Annotated in this window: 15 protein-coding genes; 6 read left to right on the plus strand and 9 right to left on the minus strand. The window is 72.2% G+C overall.

Features of this window, described 5'->3' with window-relative positions; all coding sequences use genetic code 11:
* The first annotated feature begins 14 nt into the window (after positions 1-14).
* Positions 15-1,796 carry an AMP-dependent synthetase/ligase gene (locus tag ACZ7CF_RS27045; protein WP_470370874.1) on the plus strand — a complete coding sequence of 594 codons (1,782 nt, stop codon included), beginning with the start codon at positions 15-17 and terminating at the stop codon, positions 1,794-1,796.
* A gap of 184 nt (positions 1,797-1,980) precedes the next feature.
* On the opposite strand, the gene ACZ7CF_RS27050 is transcribed toward ACZ7CF_RS27045, so the two are convergent.
* Together ACZ7CF_RS27050 and ACZ7CF_RS27055 are read right to left on the minus strand one after the other, a co-directional pair.
* Complete coding sequence (locus ACZ7CF_RS27050; protein WP_458430940.1) at positions 1,981-2,964, minus strand: LacI family DNA-binding transcriptional regulator; 984 nt, start codon at positions 2,962-2,964, stop codon at positions 1,981-1,983.
* A 90-nt stretch (positions 2,965-3,054) separates the two neighbouring features.
* Positions 3,055-3,609 carry a TetR/AcrR family transcriptional regulator gene (locus ACZ7CF_RS27055; RefSeq protein WP_458430941.1) on the minus strand — a complete coding sequence of 185 codons (555 nt, stop codon included), beginning with the start codon at positions 3,607-3,609 and terminating at the stop codon, positions 3,055-3,057.
* Positions 3,610-3,712: 103 nt separating this feature from the next.
* Here ACZ7CF_RS27055 and ACZ7CF_RS27060 point away from each other — a divergent pair, with 103 nt between their 5' ends.
* The gene (locus ACZ7CF_RS27060; RefSeq protein ID WP_470370875.1) at positions 3,713-4,600 is read left to right on the plus strand and encodes an alpha/beta hydrolase family protein; all 888 of its coding nucleotides are present in this window, start codon (positions 3,713-3,715) and stop codon (positions 4,598-4,600) included.
* An 87-nt stretch (positions 4,601-4,687) separates the two neighbouring features.
* Here the strand turns inward: ACZ7CF_RS27060 and araD are convergent, their stop codons facing one another.
* The 3 genes from araD to ACZ7CF_RS27075 are packed head-to-tail and all read right to left on the minus strand — an operon-like array spanning position 4,688 to position 7,945.
* Positions 4,688-6,409, minus strand: coding sequence for an L-arabinonate dehydratase (gene araD, locus ACZ7CF_RS27065; protein WP_470370876.1), 1,722 nt, complete (start codon positions 6,407-6,409; stop codon positions 4,688-4,690).
* A complete protein-coding gene (locus ACZ7CF_RS27070) occupies positions 6,406-7,311 on the minus strand; it encodes a dihydrodipicolinate synthase family protein (protein WP_470370877.1) in 906 nt (301 codons plus the stop codon). Before ACZ7CF_RS27070 ends, araD begins: the two co-directional genes overlap by 4 nt.
* Complete coding sequence (locus ACZ7CF_RS27075) at positions 7,298-7,945, minus strand: GntR family transcriptional regulator (protein ID WP_470370878.1); 648 nt, start codon at positions 7,943-7,945, stop codon at positions 7,298-7,300. Before ACZ7CF_RS27075 ends, ACZ7CF_RS27070 begins: the two co-directional genes overlap by 14 nt.
* Before the next feature lie 153 nt (positions 7,946-8,098).
* On the opposite strand from ACZ7CF_RS27075, the gene ACZ7CF_RS27080 reads away from it, so the two are divergent.
* The 4 genes from ACZ7CF_RS27080 (at position 8,099) to ACZ7CF_RS27095 (ending at position 11,080) form a co-directional block, all read left to right on the plus strand.
* Positions 8,099-8,620, plus strand: a complete 522-nt coding sequence (locus ACZ7CF_RS27080; protein WP_470370879.1) for a hypothetical protein — start codon at positions 8,099-8,101, stop codon at positions 8,618-8,620.
* Between the two features lie 114 nt (positions 8,621-8,734).
* Complete coding sequence (locus ACZ7CF_RS27085) at positions 8,735-9,676, plus strand: DUF1996 domain-containing protein (RefSeq protein ID WP_470370880.1); 942 nt, start codon at positions 8,735-8,737, stop codon at positions 9,674-9,676.
* A gap of 142 nt (positions 9,677-9,818) precedes the next feature.
* On the plus strand, positions 9,819-10,370 hold the full coding sequence (locus ACZ7CF_RS27090) for a sigma-70 family RNA polymerase sigma factor (RefSeq protein WP_360392473.1): 552 nt from the start codon (positions 9,819-9,821) through the stop codon (positions 10,368-10,370).
* Entirely contained in the window at positions 10,367-11,080 is a 714-nt protein-coding gene (locus ACZ7CF_RS27095) for an anti-sigma factor family protein (protein WP_360392470.1), read from the plus strand. Before ACZ7CF_RS27090 ends, ACZ7CF_RS27095 begins: the two co-directional genes overlap by 4 nt.
* Before the next feature lie 49 nt (positions 11,081-11,129).
* Here ACZ7CF_RS27095 and ACZ7CF_RS27100 read toward each other — a convergent pair whose 3' ends face one another.
* The 4 genes from ACZ7CF_RS27100 to speB are packed head-to-tail and all read right to left on the minus strand — an operon-like array spanning position 11,130 to position 16,053.
* Positions 11,130-12,074 carry a zinc-binding dehydrogenase gene (locus ACZ7CF_RS27100; RefSeq protein ID WP_470370881.1) on the minus strand — a complete coding sequence of 315 codons (945 nt, stop codon included), beginning with the start codon at positions 12,072-12,074 and terminating at the stop codon, positions 11,130-11,132.
* Between the two features lie 45 nt (positions 12,075-12,119).
* Positions 12,120-13,508, minus strand: coding sequence for an aminobutyraldehyde dehydrogenase (locus ACZ7CF_RS27105; RefSeq protein ID WP_360392464.1), 1,389 nt, complete (start codon positions 13,506-13,508; stop codon positions 12,120-12,122).
* Complete coding sequence (locus ACZ7CF_RS27110) at positions 13,505-15,112, minus strand: thiamine pyrophosphate-binding protein (protein WP_470371060.1); 1,608 nt, start codon at positions 15,110-15,112, stop codon at positions 13,505-13,507. The genes ACZ7CF_RS27105 and ACZ7CF_RS27110 overlap by 4 nt, the downstream gene beginning before the upstream one ends.
* 2 nt (positions 15,113-15,114) lie before the next feature.
* Entirely contained in the window at positions 15,115-16,053 is a 939-nt protein-coding gene (speB, locus tag ACZ7CF_RS27115; protein WP_360392462.1) for an agmatinase, read from the minus strand.
* Positions 16,054-16,110 lie beyond the last annotated feature (57 nt).

Consider the following 16,110-nt stretch of genomic DNA (forward strand, 5'->3'; position numbering starts at 1 on the left):
GCGCAGGAGCCGCAATGACCGCAGGAGTCACCAGCCCGAACGCCCTGAAAGCCGTCCGCCGCACCGCCGACCTGCCGTTCCTCGCGGAGCAGGCGTACGGCGACGCGGTGGCGTGGCGGTACAAGGAGGACGGCCGGTGGCACCAGCGGACCTTCGCCGAGGTCGCGGAGCTGGTGCTGGAGCTCGCGTCCGGGTTCGTCCACGCGGGACTGTCCTCCGGGGACCGGGTGTGCGTGCTCGCCGGCACCCGGTACGAGTGGGTGGCGGTCGAGCTGGCCGTGCTGGCGGCGGGCGGCATCGTCGTGCCGATCTACCCGTCCAGCACGCCGGAGGAGATCGCCTGGGTGATCGGCGACTCCGGTGCGTCCGTCGTGGTCGCCGAGAACGAGGAGCAGTGCGCCAAGGTCGAGGCGGTGCGCGGTGAGCTGCCCGAGCTGCGCGCGGTGTTCACGATCGAGCCCGCCGGCGACCGGCCGACGGTGGCGCAGCTGGGCGACACCGGCCGCACCTCGCCGCTGGCCGCCGAGCTCGACTCCCGCCGCGCGGCGGTCCACCCGGACGACCCGAGCCTGATCATCTACACCTCCGGCACCACCGGCCCGCCCAAGGGGTGCGTGCTGACCAGCGGCAACTGGGTCGCCCTGTGCCTGCTGGCCGAGGAGACCCGGATCGACGCCATGCAGGGCACGGTCTACCTGTTCCTGCCGCTGGCGCACGTCTTCGCGCAGATCGTCATGTTCAGCACGATGTACCGCGGCGGCGAGCTCGCCTACTTCGGCGGCGACATGAAGGCGGTCATCCCCGAGCTCGCCGAGGTCAGGCCGACGTTCCTGCCGTCGGTGCCGCGGATCTTCGAGAAGATCTACACGTTCGTCACGTCGGCCGTCGAACCCGCGCAACTGTCCCAGGCGGTCGCGCTGGGCCTGGAGGTGCGGCGCCGCAGGGCCGCGGGCGAACCGGTGCCCGCCGAGATGGCGGCGGCGTTCGAGCAGGCCGACGCGCTGTTCGCGAACGTGCGCGCGGTGTTCGGCGGCCGGCTGGAGCAGGCGCTGTCCGGTGCCGCGCCGATCTCCACCGAGGTGCTGCGGTTCTTCCACGCGGCCGGGGTGCCGGTGCTGGAGGGCTACGGCATGACCGAGTCGACCGCGATCGGCACCATCAACACCTTGGAGCGCTTCAAGCTCGGCTCGGTCGGTGCCACCGGCATCGCGGGGCTGGAGATGCGGCTGGGGGAGGACGGCGAGCTGCTGATGCGCGGCCCGCACGTGTTCGCGGGCTACTGGCGCAATCCCGAGGCGACGGCGGAGACCATCGAGGACGGTTGGCTGCACACCGGCGACCTCGGCGAGATCGACGAGGACGGTTTCGTGACGATCACCGGGCGCAAGAAGGACATCATCATCACCGCGGGCGGCAAGAACATCGCGCCCGCCAACGTGGAGAACGCCCTGCGGCAGTCCCGGTGGATCTCGCACGCGGTGTTGTACGGCGACCGCAAACCGTACTGTGTGGCTCTGATCACACTGGACGCGGACGAGATCGGTCCGTGGGCGGCGTCGCGTGGACTTCCCGGCGACATCGAGTCACTGGTGGCTCACCCGGACGTGCGCGCGCTCGTGCAGGAAGTCGTCGACGAAGCGAACTCGCACTTCGCCGGTGTTTCCCAGATGAAGAAGTTCGTGCTGCTGGCAAGGGATCTGTCGCAGGAGGAAGGTGAGCTCACGCCCACGTTGAAGGTCAAGCGGTCCGTGGTGCACCGCCTTCACTCCCCGTTGTACGAAGGTCTCTACGCGTAACCCGTACGTACGAGAAATCCAAAAACAGGTACATCCACCCTGGCTTTCTTCCCGATCCCAGGGCAGAGTGGTGCACCAGCGGCGCACGGCCCCCTCCCCCCTCGGGCCCAGCCGCTCTCGCGGCCCCGGCTTTCAGCGCACTCCCCCCAGGCGCTGGCCGGGGCCGCCTTTTGCTTGCCGGGCCCTACTTCTTCGGCGGTGTGGTGGTCCCGCGCACGATCAGCTGCGTGCCGAGCACGACCTGCGGCACCTCGTCGTGGTCGGAGTCGAACCAGTCCAGCAGCAGGTTCACCGCGGTCCGCCCGGCCTGTGCGACGGGCATCGCGACGGTGGAGAGCGCGGGCGAGCACAGCGCCGCGTAGGTGAGGTCGTCGAACCCGGTCACCGACACCTCGCCCGGCACGGAGATCCCGCGGTCCCGCAACCGCGCCAGCACCCCGAGCGCCATGATGTCGTTGTAGGCGACCACCGCCGTCGTGTCCGCCGCCACCGCCAGGTCCGCCGCCTGCAACCCGCCCTCGTAGCGCGGCGCGAACGGGCCGAGGTCGACGAGCTCGATCCCGTGCCGTGCCACCGCTGTCAGCAGCCCGCGCCGGCGCTCCTGGTTGGACCACGACGTGCGCGGCCCGTTGAGGTAGGCGATCCGCCGGTGTCCCAACGCGACCAGGTGGTCGACGACCGCCTGCATCCCGCCCGCCGAGTCCATCAGCACCGACGGCACCCCGGGCAGCCGCCGGTTCAGCAGCACCAGCGACGTCGCCCCCGCCACCTCGTAGACCTGCGAGTCCTCCAGCCCCGGCGCGCACAGCACGACCCCGTCCACCTGCTTGGCCATCGCGTGCACCAGCCGCGCCTCGGCCACCGGGTCCTCGTCGCTGTCGGCCACGAACACCGCGTAGTCCGCCTGCAAAGCCCGCGCCTGCACCGCTTTCAGCACACCGGTGAAGAACGGGTTGTCGAGGTCCGGCACGACGATGCCGATGTTGCCCGTCTTGCCGGTGATCAACCCCCGTGCCGCGCGGTTGGGCTGGTACCCCAGCTCCGCGGCGGCGGCCAGCACCCGCGACCGGGTCTCCGGCCGCACCAGCTCGGGTGAGGTCAGCGCGCGCGACACGGTGGCGACCGACACGTGCGCCCTGCGTGCCACGTCGCGGATGGTGACTGCCACTGGTACCTCGCCCTCAGCTGCCGGTTGGGCCCATCATGACGGGTGCGGAGGGCGGTCGGCGTCAAGTCCCGGCGGGGGCGGTGCGGGGAGTCAGGTCCGGCGGAGCCCGTCCAGCAGCAGCGCGATCAGCCGCCGCGGGTCGTACCGCTCGTCGGCCTGCCCGATGCACAGGTTCCCGATGCCGCGCATCAGCTCGTACGGCTGGACGTCCCCGCGAACCTCCCCGGCGTCGGCCGCCGCGGTCAGCAGCGCGTGGCACACCGGCCCGAGCGTGTCGAGGAAGTAGGCGTGCAGCGAGGCGAACCCGCTGTCGTCGGACTGCAGCGCCTGCGCCAGGCCGTGCTTGGTCACCAGGAAGTCGACGAACAGGTCGACCCACCGTCGCAATGCGACGAACGCGGAGTCCGCGGCGGCCAGCAGTTCCGGGCCCGCCGCCGCGCACGACTCGACCTGGTGGCGGTAGACGGCCACGACGAGGTCTGCGCGGGTGGGGAAGTGGCGGTAGATCGTGCCCATGCCGACGCCGGCCTCGGCCGCGATCTCCCTGATCGGGGCGTCGACGCCGGAACGGACGAACACGGCCGCCGCGGCGGCGAGCAGGGTCTGCTCGTTGCGCACGGCGTCGGACCGCTTGCGTGGTGGCACGGCACTCCTCTCCGAGGCACGGTTGACAAAGCGGAACAGTGCTCCGTATCGTTCCGGAACGTCGCTCCGATTACGCGGCTGAAGCTTACTCGAAGGGAAACCCATGACCGTCCTCACGGTGAGCCCCGTCGTGCTCCAGATCCCCGGCAGGCCCGTTGACCTGCAGTTGAAGGTCTCCGCGCCGACCGAGGGCACCGCGCTGCCGATCATCCTGCTGTCGCACGGGCAGGGCTACTCGAACCACCTGTCCTCGCTGCACGGCTACGCGCCGCTGGCCGACCACTGGGCCGAGCAGGGCTTCGTCGTCCTGCAGCCGACGCACCTCAGCTCCCGCACCCTGGACCTGCCCGCGGACACGCCGGGGGCACCGCTGTTCTGGCGTTCCAGGGCCGAGGACCTGTCGCACCTGCTCGACCGGCTCGACGAGGTCGTCAAGGCCGTGCCGCAGCTGGAGGGCCGCCTCGACACCGGCCGCGTCGCCGTCGTCGGGCACTCCATGGGCGGCCACACCGCGAGCCTGCTGCTCGGCATGACCACCGAGGGCGTCAGCCTGAGGGACGAGCGGGTCAGGGCCGGCGTCCTGCTCGCCGCGACCGGCGGTGGTGACGCGCTGACCGACTTCGTCAAGGAGCACTACGGGTTCATGGCCACCGCGGACTTCTCGGGCATGACCACCCCCGCGCTCGTGGTGGCCGGGGACAACGACGGCTCCGAGCACCTCACCACCGCCGGTCCGTCGTGGCACGCCGACCCGTACCACCTGGCGCCCGGCCGCAAAGCGCTGCTCACGCTCGCCGGCGGCGAGCACGGTCTCGGTGGCGTCTCCGGCTACGACGTCGCCGAGACCACCGACGAGAACCCGCAGCGCGTGCAGGCGGTCCGCGAGCTCGTGGTGGCCTACCTGCGCACCGAGCTCTACGGCATGAACGACTGGCAAGACGCCCAGAACCGCCTCCCGGCCGCCCTCGGCACCATCGTCTCCAAGCCCTGACCCCCTGCCCGGAAGCGCTGTCGGTAGTGGAAAAGTGCCTGTTGATGTTGAGTTGGTGGTACTTGCGGATGCCGGCGGAGCAGGGGGTCAGTGGGCGTTCGGGTCGGGGGTGGTGCCGGGGCGGGCCAGGAACTCGAAGTCGCAGCCCTCGTTCGCCTGCGTGATGTGCTCGTAGTAGAGGGCGCCGTACCCGCGTTCGAACGTCGGCGCCGGCGGGACCCAGGCGGCCCGCCGCCGGTCCAGCTCCTCGTCGGGGAGCTCGACGCGCAGCACCCGCGCCTCGACGTCCAGCGTCACGAGGTCGCCGTCGCGCACCAACGCCAGCGGCCCGCCGACGTGGGCCTCCGGTGCGACGTGCAGAACGCAGGCACCGTAGGAAGTTCCGCTCATCCGGGCGTCCGACACGCGGACCATGTCCCGGACGCCCCGCCGCAGCAGCTTGTCCGGGATCGGCAGCATCCCGTACTCGGGCATGCCGGGCCCGCCCTTCGGGCCGGCTCCCGCGAGCACGATCACCGAGTCCTCCGCGACCTCCAGCGAGGGCGAGTCGATGCGCGCCCGCAGGTCCTCGTACCCGTGGAACACCACGGCGGGACCGGTGTGCTTGCACAGCGCGGGGTCCGCCGCCACGTACTTGATCACCGCACCGTCCGGCGCGAGGTTGCCGCGCAGCACCGCGAGCCCGCCCTCGGGTGAAATCGGGTCGTCGAGCGGCCGGATCACCGACGGGTCGTGCACCTCGGCACCGTCGAGGTCCTCGCCGAACGTGCGGCCGGTGACGGTGGTCCGGTCCAGGTGCAGGGTGTCCCTCAACCGCGACAGCAGTCCGCGCAGCCCACCGGCGTAGTGGAAGTCCTCCATGAGGTGCTCGCCGGCGGGCTGCACGGACGCGAGCACCGGCACCTCGCGCGACAGCCGGTCGAAGTCGGTCAGCGACAACGGGATTCCGGACCGCCCGGCCATCGCGATCAGGTGGATGCACGAGTTCGTCGACCCGCCGAGCGCCAGCACGGTGCGCACCGCGTCCTCGTAGGCCTCGCGCGACAGCACGTCACCGATCGCCAGTCCTTCCCCGACCATCTCGACGACGCGCAGACCGGCGGCGGCCGCCATCCGGTGGTGCGCCGAGTCCACGGCCGGGATCGACGACGCGCCGGGCAGCGTGAGGCCGAGCGCCTCCGCCGCCGCGGTCATCGTCGACGCCGTGCCCATCGTCATGCACGTGCCGGGGGAGCGGGCGAGCCCTGACTGGATCTCCGCCCAGTCGGCGTCCGTGATCGTCCCCGCGCGCTTCTCGTCCCAGAACCGCCACATGTCGGTGCCGGAGGCGAGCCGCTGCCCGCGCCAGTTCCCGCGCAGCATCGGCCCGGCCGGCACGAAGATCGCGGGCAGACCGGCGGAGGCCGCCCCCATCAGCAACGCCGGCGTGGTCTTGTCGCACCCGCCCATCAGCACCGCGCCGTCGACCGGGTAGGAGCGGAGGATCTCCTCCACCTCCATGGACAGCATGTTGCGGTACAGCATGGGCGTCGGTTTCTGGTACGTCTCCGACAGCGTGGACACCGGGAACTCCACCGGGTACCCGCCCGCCTGCCACACGCCGCGTTCGACCTGCTGCGCGCGCTCGCGCAGATGCATGTGGCACGGGTTGATGCCGCTCCACGTGTTCAGGATCGCGATGACCGGCTTGCCGAGGTGCTCCTGCGCGTTCAGCCCGAGCTGGCGCATCCGGGCGTTGTGCGAGAACGCCCGCAGCCCCTCGCCCTCGAACCACGCGGCGCTGCGCAACCTCCTCCCGGAAGGCGTCACAGCAGGCTCCACGAGCTCAGCACCACACCCACGGCCGACCGGCCTGCCTCGTCCAGCACGCTCGCGGGCGGGCGCACGTCCCGGCGGCACACACCCAGCTGCGCCAGCGCTTCCTTCACCACGGACACGTTGTTCGCCGACCCGTCCGCCGCCCGCAGCTCCTCGAACCCGCGCACGAACTCCCAGAGCTGCATCGCCGCACCGGGCTCACGGGCCTGCAGGCAGCGCAGCAGCTGCACCGCCAGCTGCGGGGACACGTTCGCGAGCCCCGAGGTGAAACCCGTTGCGCCGACGGCGAAGCAGCCCGGTGCGGACAGCTCCGCGAGCCCCGCCACCCAGGTCAGCCGGTCCAGGCCCGCGTCCCGCGCCACCGCGGCGAACCGCACCGGGTCCGGCACCGCGTACTTCACGCCCACCACGTTCGGGCACGCGTCCGCGAGCGCGGCGATCTGCTCGCCGCCGATCCGCGGGTCCCGCACGTACGGCACCACGCTCAGCTCGGGCACGGCGTCCGCGATCACCCGGTGGTAGCCGACCCACCCCTCCAGCGACAGGTACGGGTGCACCGGCTGGTGGACCATGACCCCGTTCGAGCCGTGCGCGTCGGCGAACCGGGCGGCCCGCACGGCGGTGTCCAGGTCGTGCCCGACACCGGCGAGCACCGAGGCCCGTCCGGCGGCGGTGTCGACGGTGACCCGCAGCACGCGTTCGGTCTCCGCCGGGGACAACGCGTAGAACTCGCCGGTGTTGCCGTTCGGCGTGACGACGGTGATCCCGCCGTCGACCACCCGGTCGACCACGGTCGCGCAGGCCTTCTCGTCCACGGCCCCCTCGGCGTCGAACGGCGTCACCGTGACCGCCACGACGGACGCGAGCTGTTCGGACAGGTCATCGAACGACATCGGCGAGCTCCTGGGTCACTCGGTCGGCGAACGTCTTCAGGTGGTCGCGCAGCAGCACGGCGGCGCGGCTGCTCTCACCGGCCACGGCGGCGGCGAGGACGGCGCGGTGCTCGGCGGCCTCGGCCTCCCAGGTCGGGCGGATGCCCCACCCGGCGACGGTGACGAGCGCCGCCTGGTCGTGCAGCCCGTCGAGGATCTGCACCATCAGCGGGTTGCCGCAGCCGGCGTAGAGGGCGCGGTGGAACCGCCGGTTGGCGAGGCTGCGGCGCGCGAGGTCGCCGGTGTCCTCCAGCGCGAGCCCGGCCTCCTCGAACGACGCCCCGAGCACCACCGCGCGGCGCAGCGCCTCGGGTTCCAGCTGCACCCGCACGTCGTACACCGCGGTGGCCAGCGCGGCGTCGACCGTGCGCACGGCGACGCCCTTGTACGGGCTCTGGACGACCAGCCCGGACCCGGCCAGGGTCTTCAGCGCCTCCCGCACCGGCGTCTTCGACACGCTCAGCCACGCGGCGAGATCTGTTTCCACGAGCGCCTGACCGGGCTTCAGGTTTCCGTTGAGAATCGCTTCTTTGATCGATTCCAGAACGAAGTCCGTGCGCGACGCGGGAGGTGCTCCCGGCCGGTCATATATCATATATGACACCGTATGGCCTGCTCAGCGGCCCGGTCAAGAACGCACTTCGGGACTGATCACCTTTCTGTGTCCACGGTGAACCAACTTCCTCCGCGACCCGTTCTGAAGGTGTCGGTCACCGCGAGAGCGCGGTACTGCGGAAGAGGAGAAGAAGTGCGGCGTTCCCGCGTTCCGTGCCCGTTGCCGAGGGATGAGCCACCACCGGAGGCCTCGCTCGACGGTCCACCGCCGAACGCGGACCACGTCCTGCAGCGCACGTTGGGCACGGTCCGCCAAGAGAGAGATCACGCCGTGCGGCGCCGAGGACGCATCACGGCACTGACGACGACCTTCGTGGTCACGGGTGTGCTGGCTGGGGGAGTGTGGCTGGGACACGGCTCCGAGGCCGCTGACGCGGTCCTGCGGGGCACCTCGTCCGAGGGGGCGCATCTGGCCGTGGCGGTCACCGACACCGAGGGCGGGCTGCGGCTCGTCGCGACGGTCGACGGCGTGCCGGACGGGAAGGCCTGCTGGCTGGTCGTGCACACGAAGGACGGCCGGACGTTCACCGCCGGCTCCTGGCGTGCGGACGAGGGCGAGGTCACGCTGGCCGGGTCGGCGATGGTCCGCGCGGCGGACGTGTCCGGGGTGAGCGTGGTCGACCACGACCGGCAGCCGCTGATCACGGCGGGCTGACCTCGGCGTTCCTGACCGCACGGGCGGATCTCCCACGCCACCCGGCCGGTGTGGGAGACCCCGGGGCGGAACCCCGGTCTGTCGCCGCCGCACCGCACAGGGCAGGCTGGTGCCGTGGCACCGACCAGACCGACGACCGTCGTCGTCGCGGTGCTCGCGGTGATCGTCGTCGTGGCCGCCGGGGTCGTGCTCCTGGGCGGCACCTCGAACGGCACGCCCGGCGCCGACATGTTCGTGAGCGAGCTCGACCACGCGTGGACCGAGCCGGACACCCCCGGCGTGGTGATCCGCTGCGGCACCAACGAGAAGCGCCACCTCAACGCCGACAACCCGGTCGTGTCGCCCGGCATCCCGTTCGGCGCGCACCACACCCACGAGTACGTGGGCAACGAGTCGGCCGACGCGATGTCGACGAACGCCTCTCTCGCGCAGGCCTCGTCCACGTGCGAGGAGGACGACCGCTCCACCTACTACTGGCCGGTGCTGCGGCTCACCGACGGAACGGGTCACGACGCGCACGCCGACGGCGGTGGCCTGCACGGCAACACCGGCGAGGTGCTGCCCCCGGCGAGCGTGGAGGTCCGCTACGACGGCAGCCCGGTCAGCGACGTGCTGCCGATGCCGCGGTTCCTGCGCCTGATCACCGGTGACCCGACCGCGTTCACCACCGGCTACGGCTCGAACGCGCGGGCCAGGTGGGGCTGCGCCGACCAGCCGGACCGGTACACGACGAAGTACCCGCTGTGCGCGCCGGGCGTGCGGACCCTGCGCACCTACGACTTCCCGAGCTGCTGGGACGGCAACAACACCGACAGCGCCTCGCACCGCACGCACGTGGTGTTCGCGTCGGCCGGGGGCGCGTGCCCGCCCAAGACGTTCCCCGTTCCGCGCCTGCACGTCACCGTCGGCTACGAGATCCCCGCGGGCCGCCCGTTCGCTGTCGACAGCTTCGCCGAGGAGCTGCGCGACCCGGCGACCGACCACGGCATGTTCATCAACGTCATGCCCGACGCGGCGATGCGGGAGCTGGCCGCGCACCTGAACCGGATGCGGTGAGCCGCGGCACCGCCACCGCTACCATCCGCCTCACTTTCGTCGGAACTCCGTTGAACCGAAGCCCGTGCCCGCTCGTGTGTCGGCTGAGGTCTTGGAACAGGACGCCCACACGAGGTGTTCGTGGGCGGGGAGGAGTGGGTGGATGGCGGCTTTGTTCTCCCGCAAACGGGAGACAGCGGCCGACGAGGCACTGATCCGGTCGCTCTACGAGGAGCACGGTCGGGCGCTGCTGGCGTACGCGACGCGGTTGACCGGCGACCGGGCGGCGGCCGAGGACGTGGTCCAGGAGACCCTCGTCCGCGCGTGGCGCCACCCCGACGCCCTCGTGAACGGCAAGGGATCGGTGCGCGGCTGGCTGTTGACCGTCGCGCGCAACATCGTCACCGACCGGGTGCGCGCGAAGGCGGCGCGCCCGCAGGAGGTGGCCGAGTCGCCGGCCACGCCCCCGGTCGAGCGCGACCACGCGGACCAGGTGGTCGACTCGGTGGTGGTGCTCGAAGCGCTCGACCGGTTGTCGTCCGACCACCGGGACGTGCTGATGGAGATCTACTTCCGCGGCCGCAGCGTCACGGAGGCGGCACAGGCCCTGGGGGTGCCACCGGGAACGGTGAAGTCCAGGTCGTATTACGCGTTGCGGGCCCTGAGGGAGACGTTCGGCGGTCAGCAGGTCGCACTGAAGGGGGTGGCCGGATGACCACGCAGCACGATCCGCAGCTGCTCGGTGCCTACGTCCTCGGAGCACTCGACGAGCAGGAGGTGCGCGAGGTGGAACAGCACCTGGCGTCCTGCCCCGGCTGCACCCGTGAGCTGGAGGACCTCCGCGCCATGGAGGCCTTCCTCGGCGAGGTGCCACCGGAGGCGATGCTCGACGGCCCGCCGGAGGGCGGAGATCTGGTGTTGCAGCGCACCTTGCGCCAGGTGCGCTCGGAACGCGGCGGTGTCGCCCGCCGTCGTCAGATCACCCTGGGAGCCGCCGCCGCGGTGGTGGCCGCCCTGGTCCTGGGTGCCGGTGTCTTCGTCGGCAAGGCCACCTCGCCCGGCGGCGACGGCGGCATCGCCCAGCCGACCCAGAGCGTCGCCCCCGACCCGGCGGGCACGAAGCTCGCCACGGCCACCGACGCGGTGACCGGTGCGTCGATGACCGTGAAGGTCGTCCCGGCCACCGGCTGGGTGCGGACCAACTTCGCGATCGCGGGCATCCCCGAGGGCGAGAAGTGCCGCATCTTCGTGGTGGCCAAGGACGGCACCCGGCAGGAGGCGGGCTCCTGGCTCGTCTCGAAGAAGGGTGCGGCCGAGGGCACGAACCTCGACGGTTCCGCGCTGGTCGCGCCGAACGACGTCAAGTCCGTCGTCGTCGAGAACACCGCGGGCAAGAAGTTCGTCGAGGTGCCGGTCCAGGCCTGACGGAGCGCTGGTGCAGGGGCCGTTCCCGTTCGCGGGAACGGCCCCTGCTTCACGGCTTGAGCACCACTTTGCCCACGGTGGCACGGGACTCCAGCGCCTCGTGCGCCCGTGCCGCGTCCTTGAGCGCGAACGGCGGGTTGACCGCGGGCACGAACCGCCCGCTCGCCAGCCCGGCCATCGACTCGTCCTCCAGCGCCCGCAGCCCGCGCCGCAGCAGCCCCGGCCCCAGCGCGACCACCGCGGTCAGCGACTTCGGGTACAGGTTGTCGACGCCGGTGTCGGTGGCCGTTCCGGACGCCCAGCCGTAGATGATCGTGCGTCCGCCGACGCCGAGCGTCCTCAGCGCCGCCGTGCCGACCTCGCCGCCGACGCCGTCGAGCACGACGGTGATGTCCTTGAGCGCGTCGCCCCAGCCGGGCCGGGTGTAGTCGATGGCGGCGTCGGCGCCGTTGGCCATCACGTGGTCGAGCTTCGTGCCCGACGCGAGCCCGATCACCTGGGCACCCACGGCGCGCGCCTCCTGCACGAACAACGTGCCCATGCCGCCCGCCGCGGACGTCACCAGCACCACGTCGTCCGCCGTCAGCCGGGCCACGTCCAGCACGCCGACCACCGTGCGGCCGGTGCCGATCATCGCGACGGCCGCCTCGAACGAGACGTCGTCGGGCACCGGGTGCAGCGCCTCCACCGCGGCGACGGCGAGCTCGGCGTACCCGCCACCGCCCATGCCGAGGTGGGTCACGACCCGGCGCCCGACCCAGTCGCTCGTCACCCCGGCACCGACCGCGGTGACGACGCCCGCGACCTCGCGCCCCGGGGTCGTCGGGAAGTCGACGGGCCCGAACCCGCCCTTGCGGATGATGGTGTCGACGAAGTGGACGCCGACGGCGGCCACGGTGACGCGCACCTGACCGGGACCGGGCTCCGGGTCGGGCACCTCCTCGAAGCGCAGGTTCTCCGCCGGACCGAACTCGTGCTGCCGAATCGCGAACATGGCACGAACGCTAGGAGCTCCAGCTAAGTGGAGGTCAACAGCGCGTCAGTGCGCGATCATCACGTGCTTCATGCGCGTGTAGTCCTCCAGGCTGTGCATCGACAGGTCCTTGCCGTAACCGGAAGCCCCGAACCCGCCGTGCGGCATCTCCGAGGCCACCAGCCCGTGCGTGTTCACCCACACGATGCCGAAGTCGAGCCGGGCGCTCACCGCGGTGGCACGGCCGACGTCCCGCGTCCACACGGACGACGCCAGCCCCTGCGGGACGCCGTTGGCCAGCGCCACGGCCTCGTCGTCGGAGGTGAACGGCTGCACGGTGATCACCGGCGCAAACGCCTCCTCCTGGACGAGCTCGTCGTCCTGGGACAGGCCGGACACCACCGTGGGCTCCAGGTGGAACCCGGCAGAGCCGTGCCGCTTCCCTCCACAGTGGACCGTCCCGGTGGTCCGGGAGAGCAGCCCGAGCACGCGGTCGAGCTGGGCCTGCGAGTTCAGCGGCCCGAAGTCCGTTCCGGGCACCTGTGCCGAGGCGGCCCGCACCAACGCCGTGACGAGCTCGTCGTGCACCGCGGTGTGCACCAGCACGCGGGACGCGGCGGTGCAGTCCTGCCCGGCGTTGTAGAACGCCGCTGCCACAACGCCTTCCGCCGTCGCGGTGACGTCCACGTCGTCGAAGACCAGCACCGGCGCGTTGCCGCCGAGCTCCAGGTGCAGGCGCTTCACCGTCGTGGCCGCGGACCGGGCCACCTCGACGCCGGCGCGGGTGGAGCCGGTCAGCGACACCATCGCCGGCACCGGGTGCTCGACCAGCAGCCGGCCGGTGTCGCGGTCGCCCAGGACGACGTTGAACACGCCCGGCGGCAGCACCTGTGCGGCCAGCGACGCGAGCAGCACCGTGGACGACGGGGTGGTGTCGGCGGGCTTGAGGACCACCGTGTTGCCCGCGGCCAGCGCCGGGGCGATCTTCCACACGGCCATCATCAGCGGGTAGTTCCACGGGGTGATCTGCGCGATCACCCCGACCGGCTCGCGGCGCTGGTAGGAGGTGTGGCCCGGCAGGTACTCGCCGGCCGCGGCGGTGCCCAGCGCGCGGGCGGCGCCCGCGAAGAAGCGGAGCTGGTCGGCGCACTGGGGGACCTCCTCGTCCAGCAGCACCGAGCGGATCTTGCCGGTCTCGCGGACCTCGGCGTCGGCGAGGGCGTCCGCGTTCGCCTCGACCAGGTCGGCGAGCTCCAGCAGGGCCCGCTGGCGGTCCGCCGGGGTGGTGCGCGACCAGCCGGGGAACGCGGCGGCGGCAGCAGCGACGGCGGCGTCGACCTCGGCGGCGCGGGAGACGGCGGCGCGGCCGGTCTCCAGGCCCGTCGCGGGGTCGACGAGCGGCGAGGTGGCCGCGGCCGGGGCGGAGGTGCCGTTGACGAGGTTCGCGACGATCACGGGTGCTCCAGGTGCGTGGGGGCGAACATGCGCAGCACGGCGGGCAGGACCACCACGTGCGGTCCGCCGTCCGCGAAGGCCTTGGCGAGGTCCTCCCGCAGCGTCCCGGGGGTGCTGCGGGTGGCGGGCACGCCGAACGACGCGGCCAGCGCGACGAAGTCCGGGCGGGCCAGCTCGGTGCCGGTGGCCTGGCCGAAGGCGTCGGTCATGTACTCGCGCAGGATGCCGTAGCCGCCGTCGTCGACGATCAGCCACACCACGCGCGACCCGTGCTGGGCGGCGACCGCCAGCTCGGAGATGCCGTACATGGCACCGCCGTCGCCGGAGACCGCGAGCACCGGTCCGCCGCCCGCCGCTGCGACCCCGAGTGCGGCGGGGAAGCCGTAGCCGAGGCCGCCCGCGCCCTGGGCGGAGAACTGCGCACCACCGCGCGGGTCCCAGGCCGACCAGGCCCAGTAGCCGAGGATCGTCATGTCCCAGCAGGTCGGGGTGCCGTCGGGCACGGCGGCGCGCACCGCGTGCAGCACCTCCAGCTCCAGGTCGAGGTCCTGACCGCGCAAGCGTTCGCGCACCCAGGACAGCAGCTCGGCGACGCGGCGCTCGGCAACGCCGTCGGCGGCCCTGGCCGTGACACCGGAGACCAACGCGCGCAGGGCGAGGCGTGCGTCGGCGTGGATGCCCAGCGCGGGGTAGTTCGCCTCCAGCTTGCCGAGGTCCGCCTCGACCTGGACCACCGTGCCGCGCGGCCGGAACGTGCGGTAGTTGCTGGACAGCTCGCCGAGGCCGGAGCCGGCCACCAGCAGCACGTCCGCGTCGGCCAGGAACTCCGTGGTGTGCCGGTCCTCCAGCCACGACTGCGCCGACAGCGGGTGCTCCCACGGGAAGTTGCCCTTGCCGCCGAACGTGCTGACGACCGGCGCGCGCAGCTTCTCGGCCAGCTCCACCAGCTCCGGCCCGGACGCTCCACCGCCGGCCAGGATCACCGGCCGTTCAGCACCGTCCAGCAACCGCACCGCTTCCGCGACCAGCTCCGGCCGCGGGGGCAGCGCGCGCGGCGACCACGACACCGACGTCACCGGCGGAACCCCGGCCGGTCCGAGCAGCACGTCCTGCGGGATCTCCAGCCACACGGGCCCGTGCGGTGCCGTCAGCGCGATCTCCCACGCTTCGATCAACGCCGACGGGATCTGCGACGCACGCCGGACAACGCGCGCGTGCTTCACGATGTGGCGGAACGACGCCAGCTGGTCCGTCAGCTCGTGCAGGTACCCGCCGCGCACGCCACCAAGGCCCGCCAACGGGATCTGCGACGAGATGCCCAGCACGGGCGCCGATGCGGCCGCTGACTCCTGCAGACCGGCCAACGTCTGCAGGGCACCCGGCCCGGTCGACACGAGCAACGGCGTCACGGACCTCGTGATCCGCGCGTGGCCGTCGGCGGCGAACGCGGCGTTGACCTCGGTCCGGCTGCCGACGTACCGCAGCTTCGAGCGCCGCACCGCGTCGAACAGGCCGAGGGCGTGCTGGCCGGGGATGCCGAAGACGGTGCTCGCGCCCAGAGCCTCCAACGTCTCGACGACGACATCACCGCCGGTGCGGGACACGGTCACGCGCTCTCCTTCAACGACATCAGCGACACCAGGTCGTAAGCCACGTGCGAGGCTGCCACAGACGTGATGTCCGCGTGGTCGTAGGCCGGGGCGACCTCGACCACGTCCGCGCCGACCAGGTTCAGCCCCCGCAGCCCGCGCAGGACCTCCAGCAGCTCCCGCGACGTCATCCCGCCCGCCTCGGGCGTCCCGGTGCCGGGTGCGTGCGCCGGGTCCAGCACGTCGATGTCGATCGACACGTACACGGGTCGTGCCCCGATGCGGTGCCGCAGCGCGTCGACCGTCTCGTCGACACCGCGCCGCAGGACGTCCGACGACGTGATGATGCCGAACCCGAGCCGCCGGTCGTCCTCCAGGTCCTTCTTGCCGTACAACGGCCCGCGCGTGCCGACGTGGGAGATCGCCTCCGTGTCGAGGACCCCTTCCTCGACCGCGCGGCGGAACGGCGTCCCGTGCGTGTAGGGCTCGCCGAAGTACGTGTCCCAGGTGTCGAGGTGCGCGTCGAAGTGCAGCAGCGCAACGGGTCCGTGGATGCGCGACACCGCCCGCAGCAACGGCAGCGCGATCGTGTGGTCACCGCCGATGGTCACCAGCCGGGTGCCCTCGGCCTGCAACGCCGATGCCGCGCCCTCGATCGTCTCGATCGCCGCGCCGATGTGGAACGGGTTGACCGCGATGTCCCCGCCGTCCGCGACCTGCACGCGTTCGAACGGCGACACGTCCAGGCCGGGGTGGTAGGGCCTCAGCAGCCGGGACGCCTCTCGCACCGCCGCCGGGGCGAACCGCGCGCCCGGCCGGTAGGAGACACCGGTGTCGAACGGGACCCCGACCACCGCGACGTCCGCGTGCGCCACCTGGTCCAGGCGCGGCAGCCGGGCGAAGGTCGCCGGGCCCGCGTACCGGGGGACCTGCGAGGAGTCGACGGGGCCGATCATGGCTTCACCAGTTCCTTCCCTGCTGCGCGTCCTGCCACCCACCGGAGATCCCGAGCA

The sequence above is a fragment of the Lentzea sp. NPDC036955 genome, from assembly GCF_055608005.1.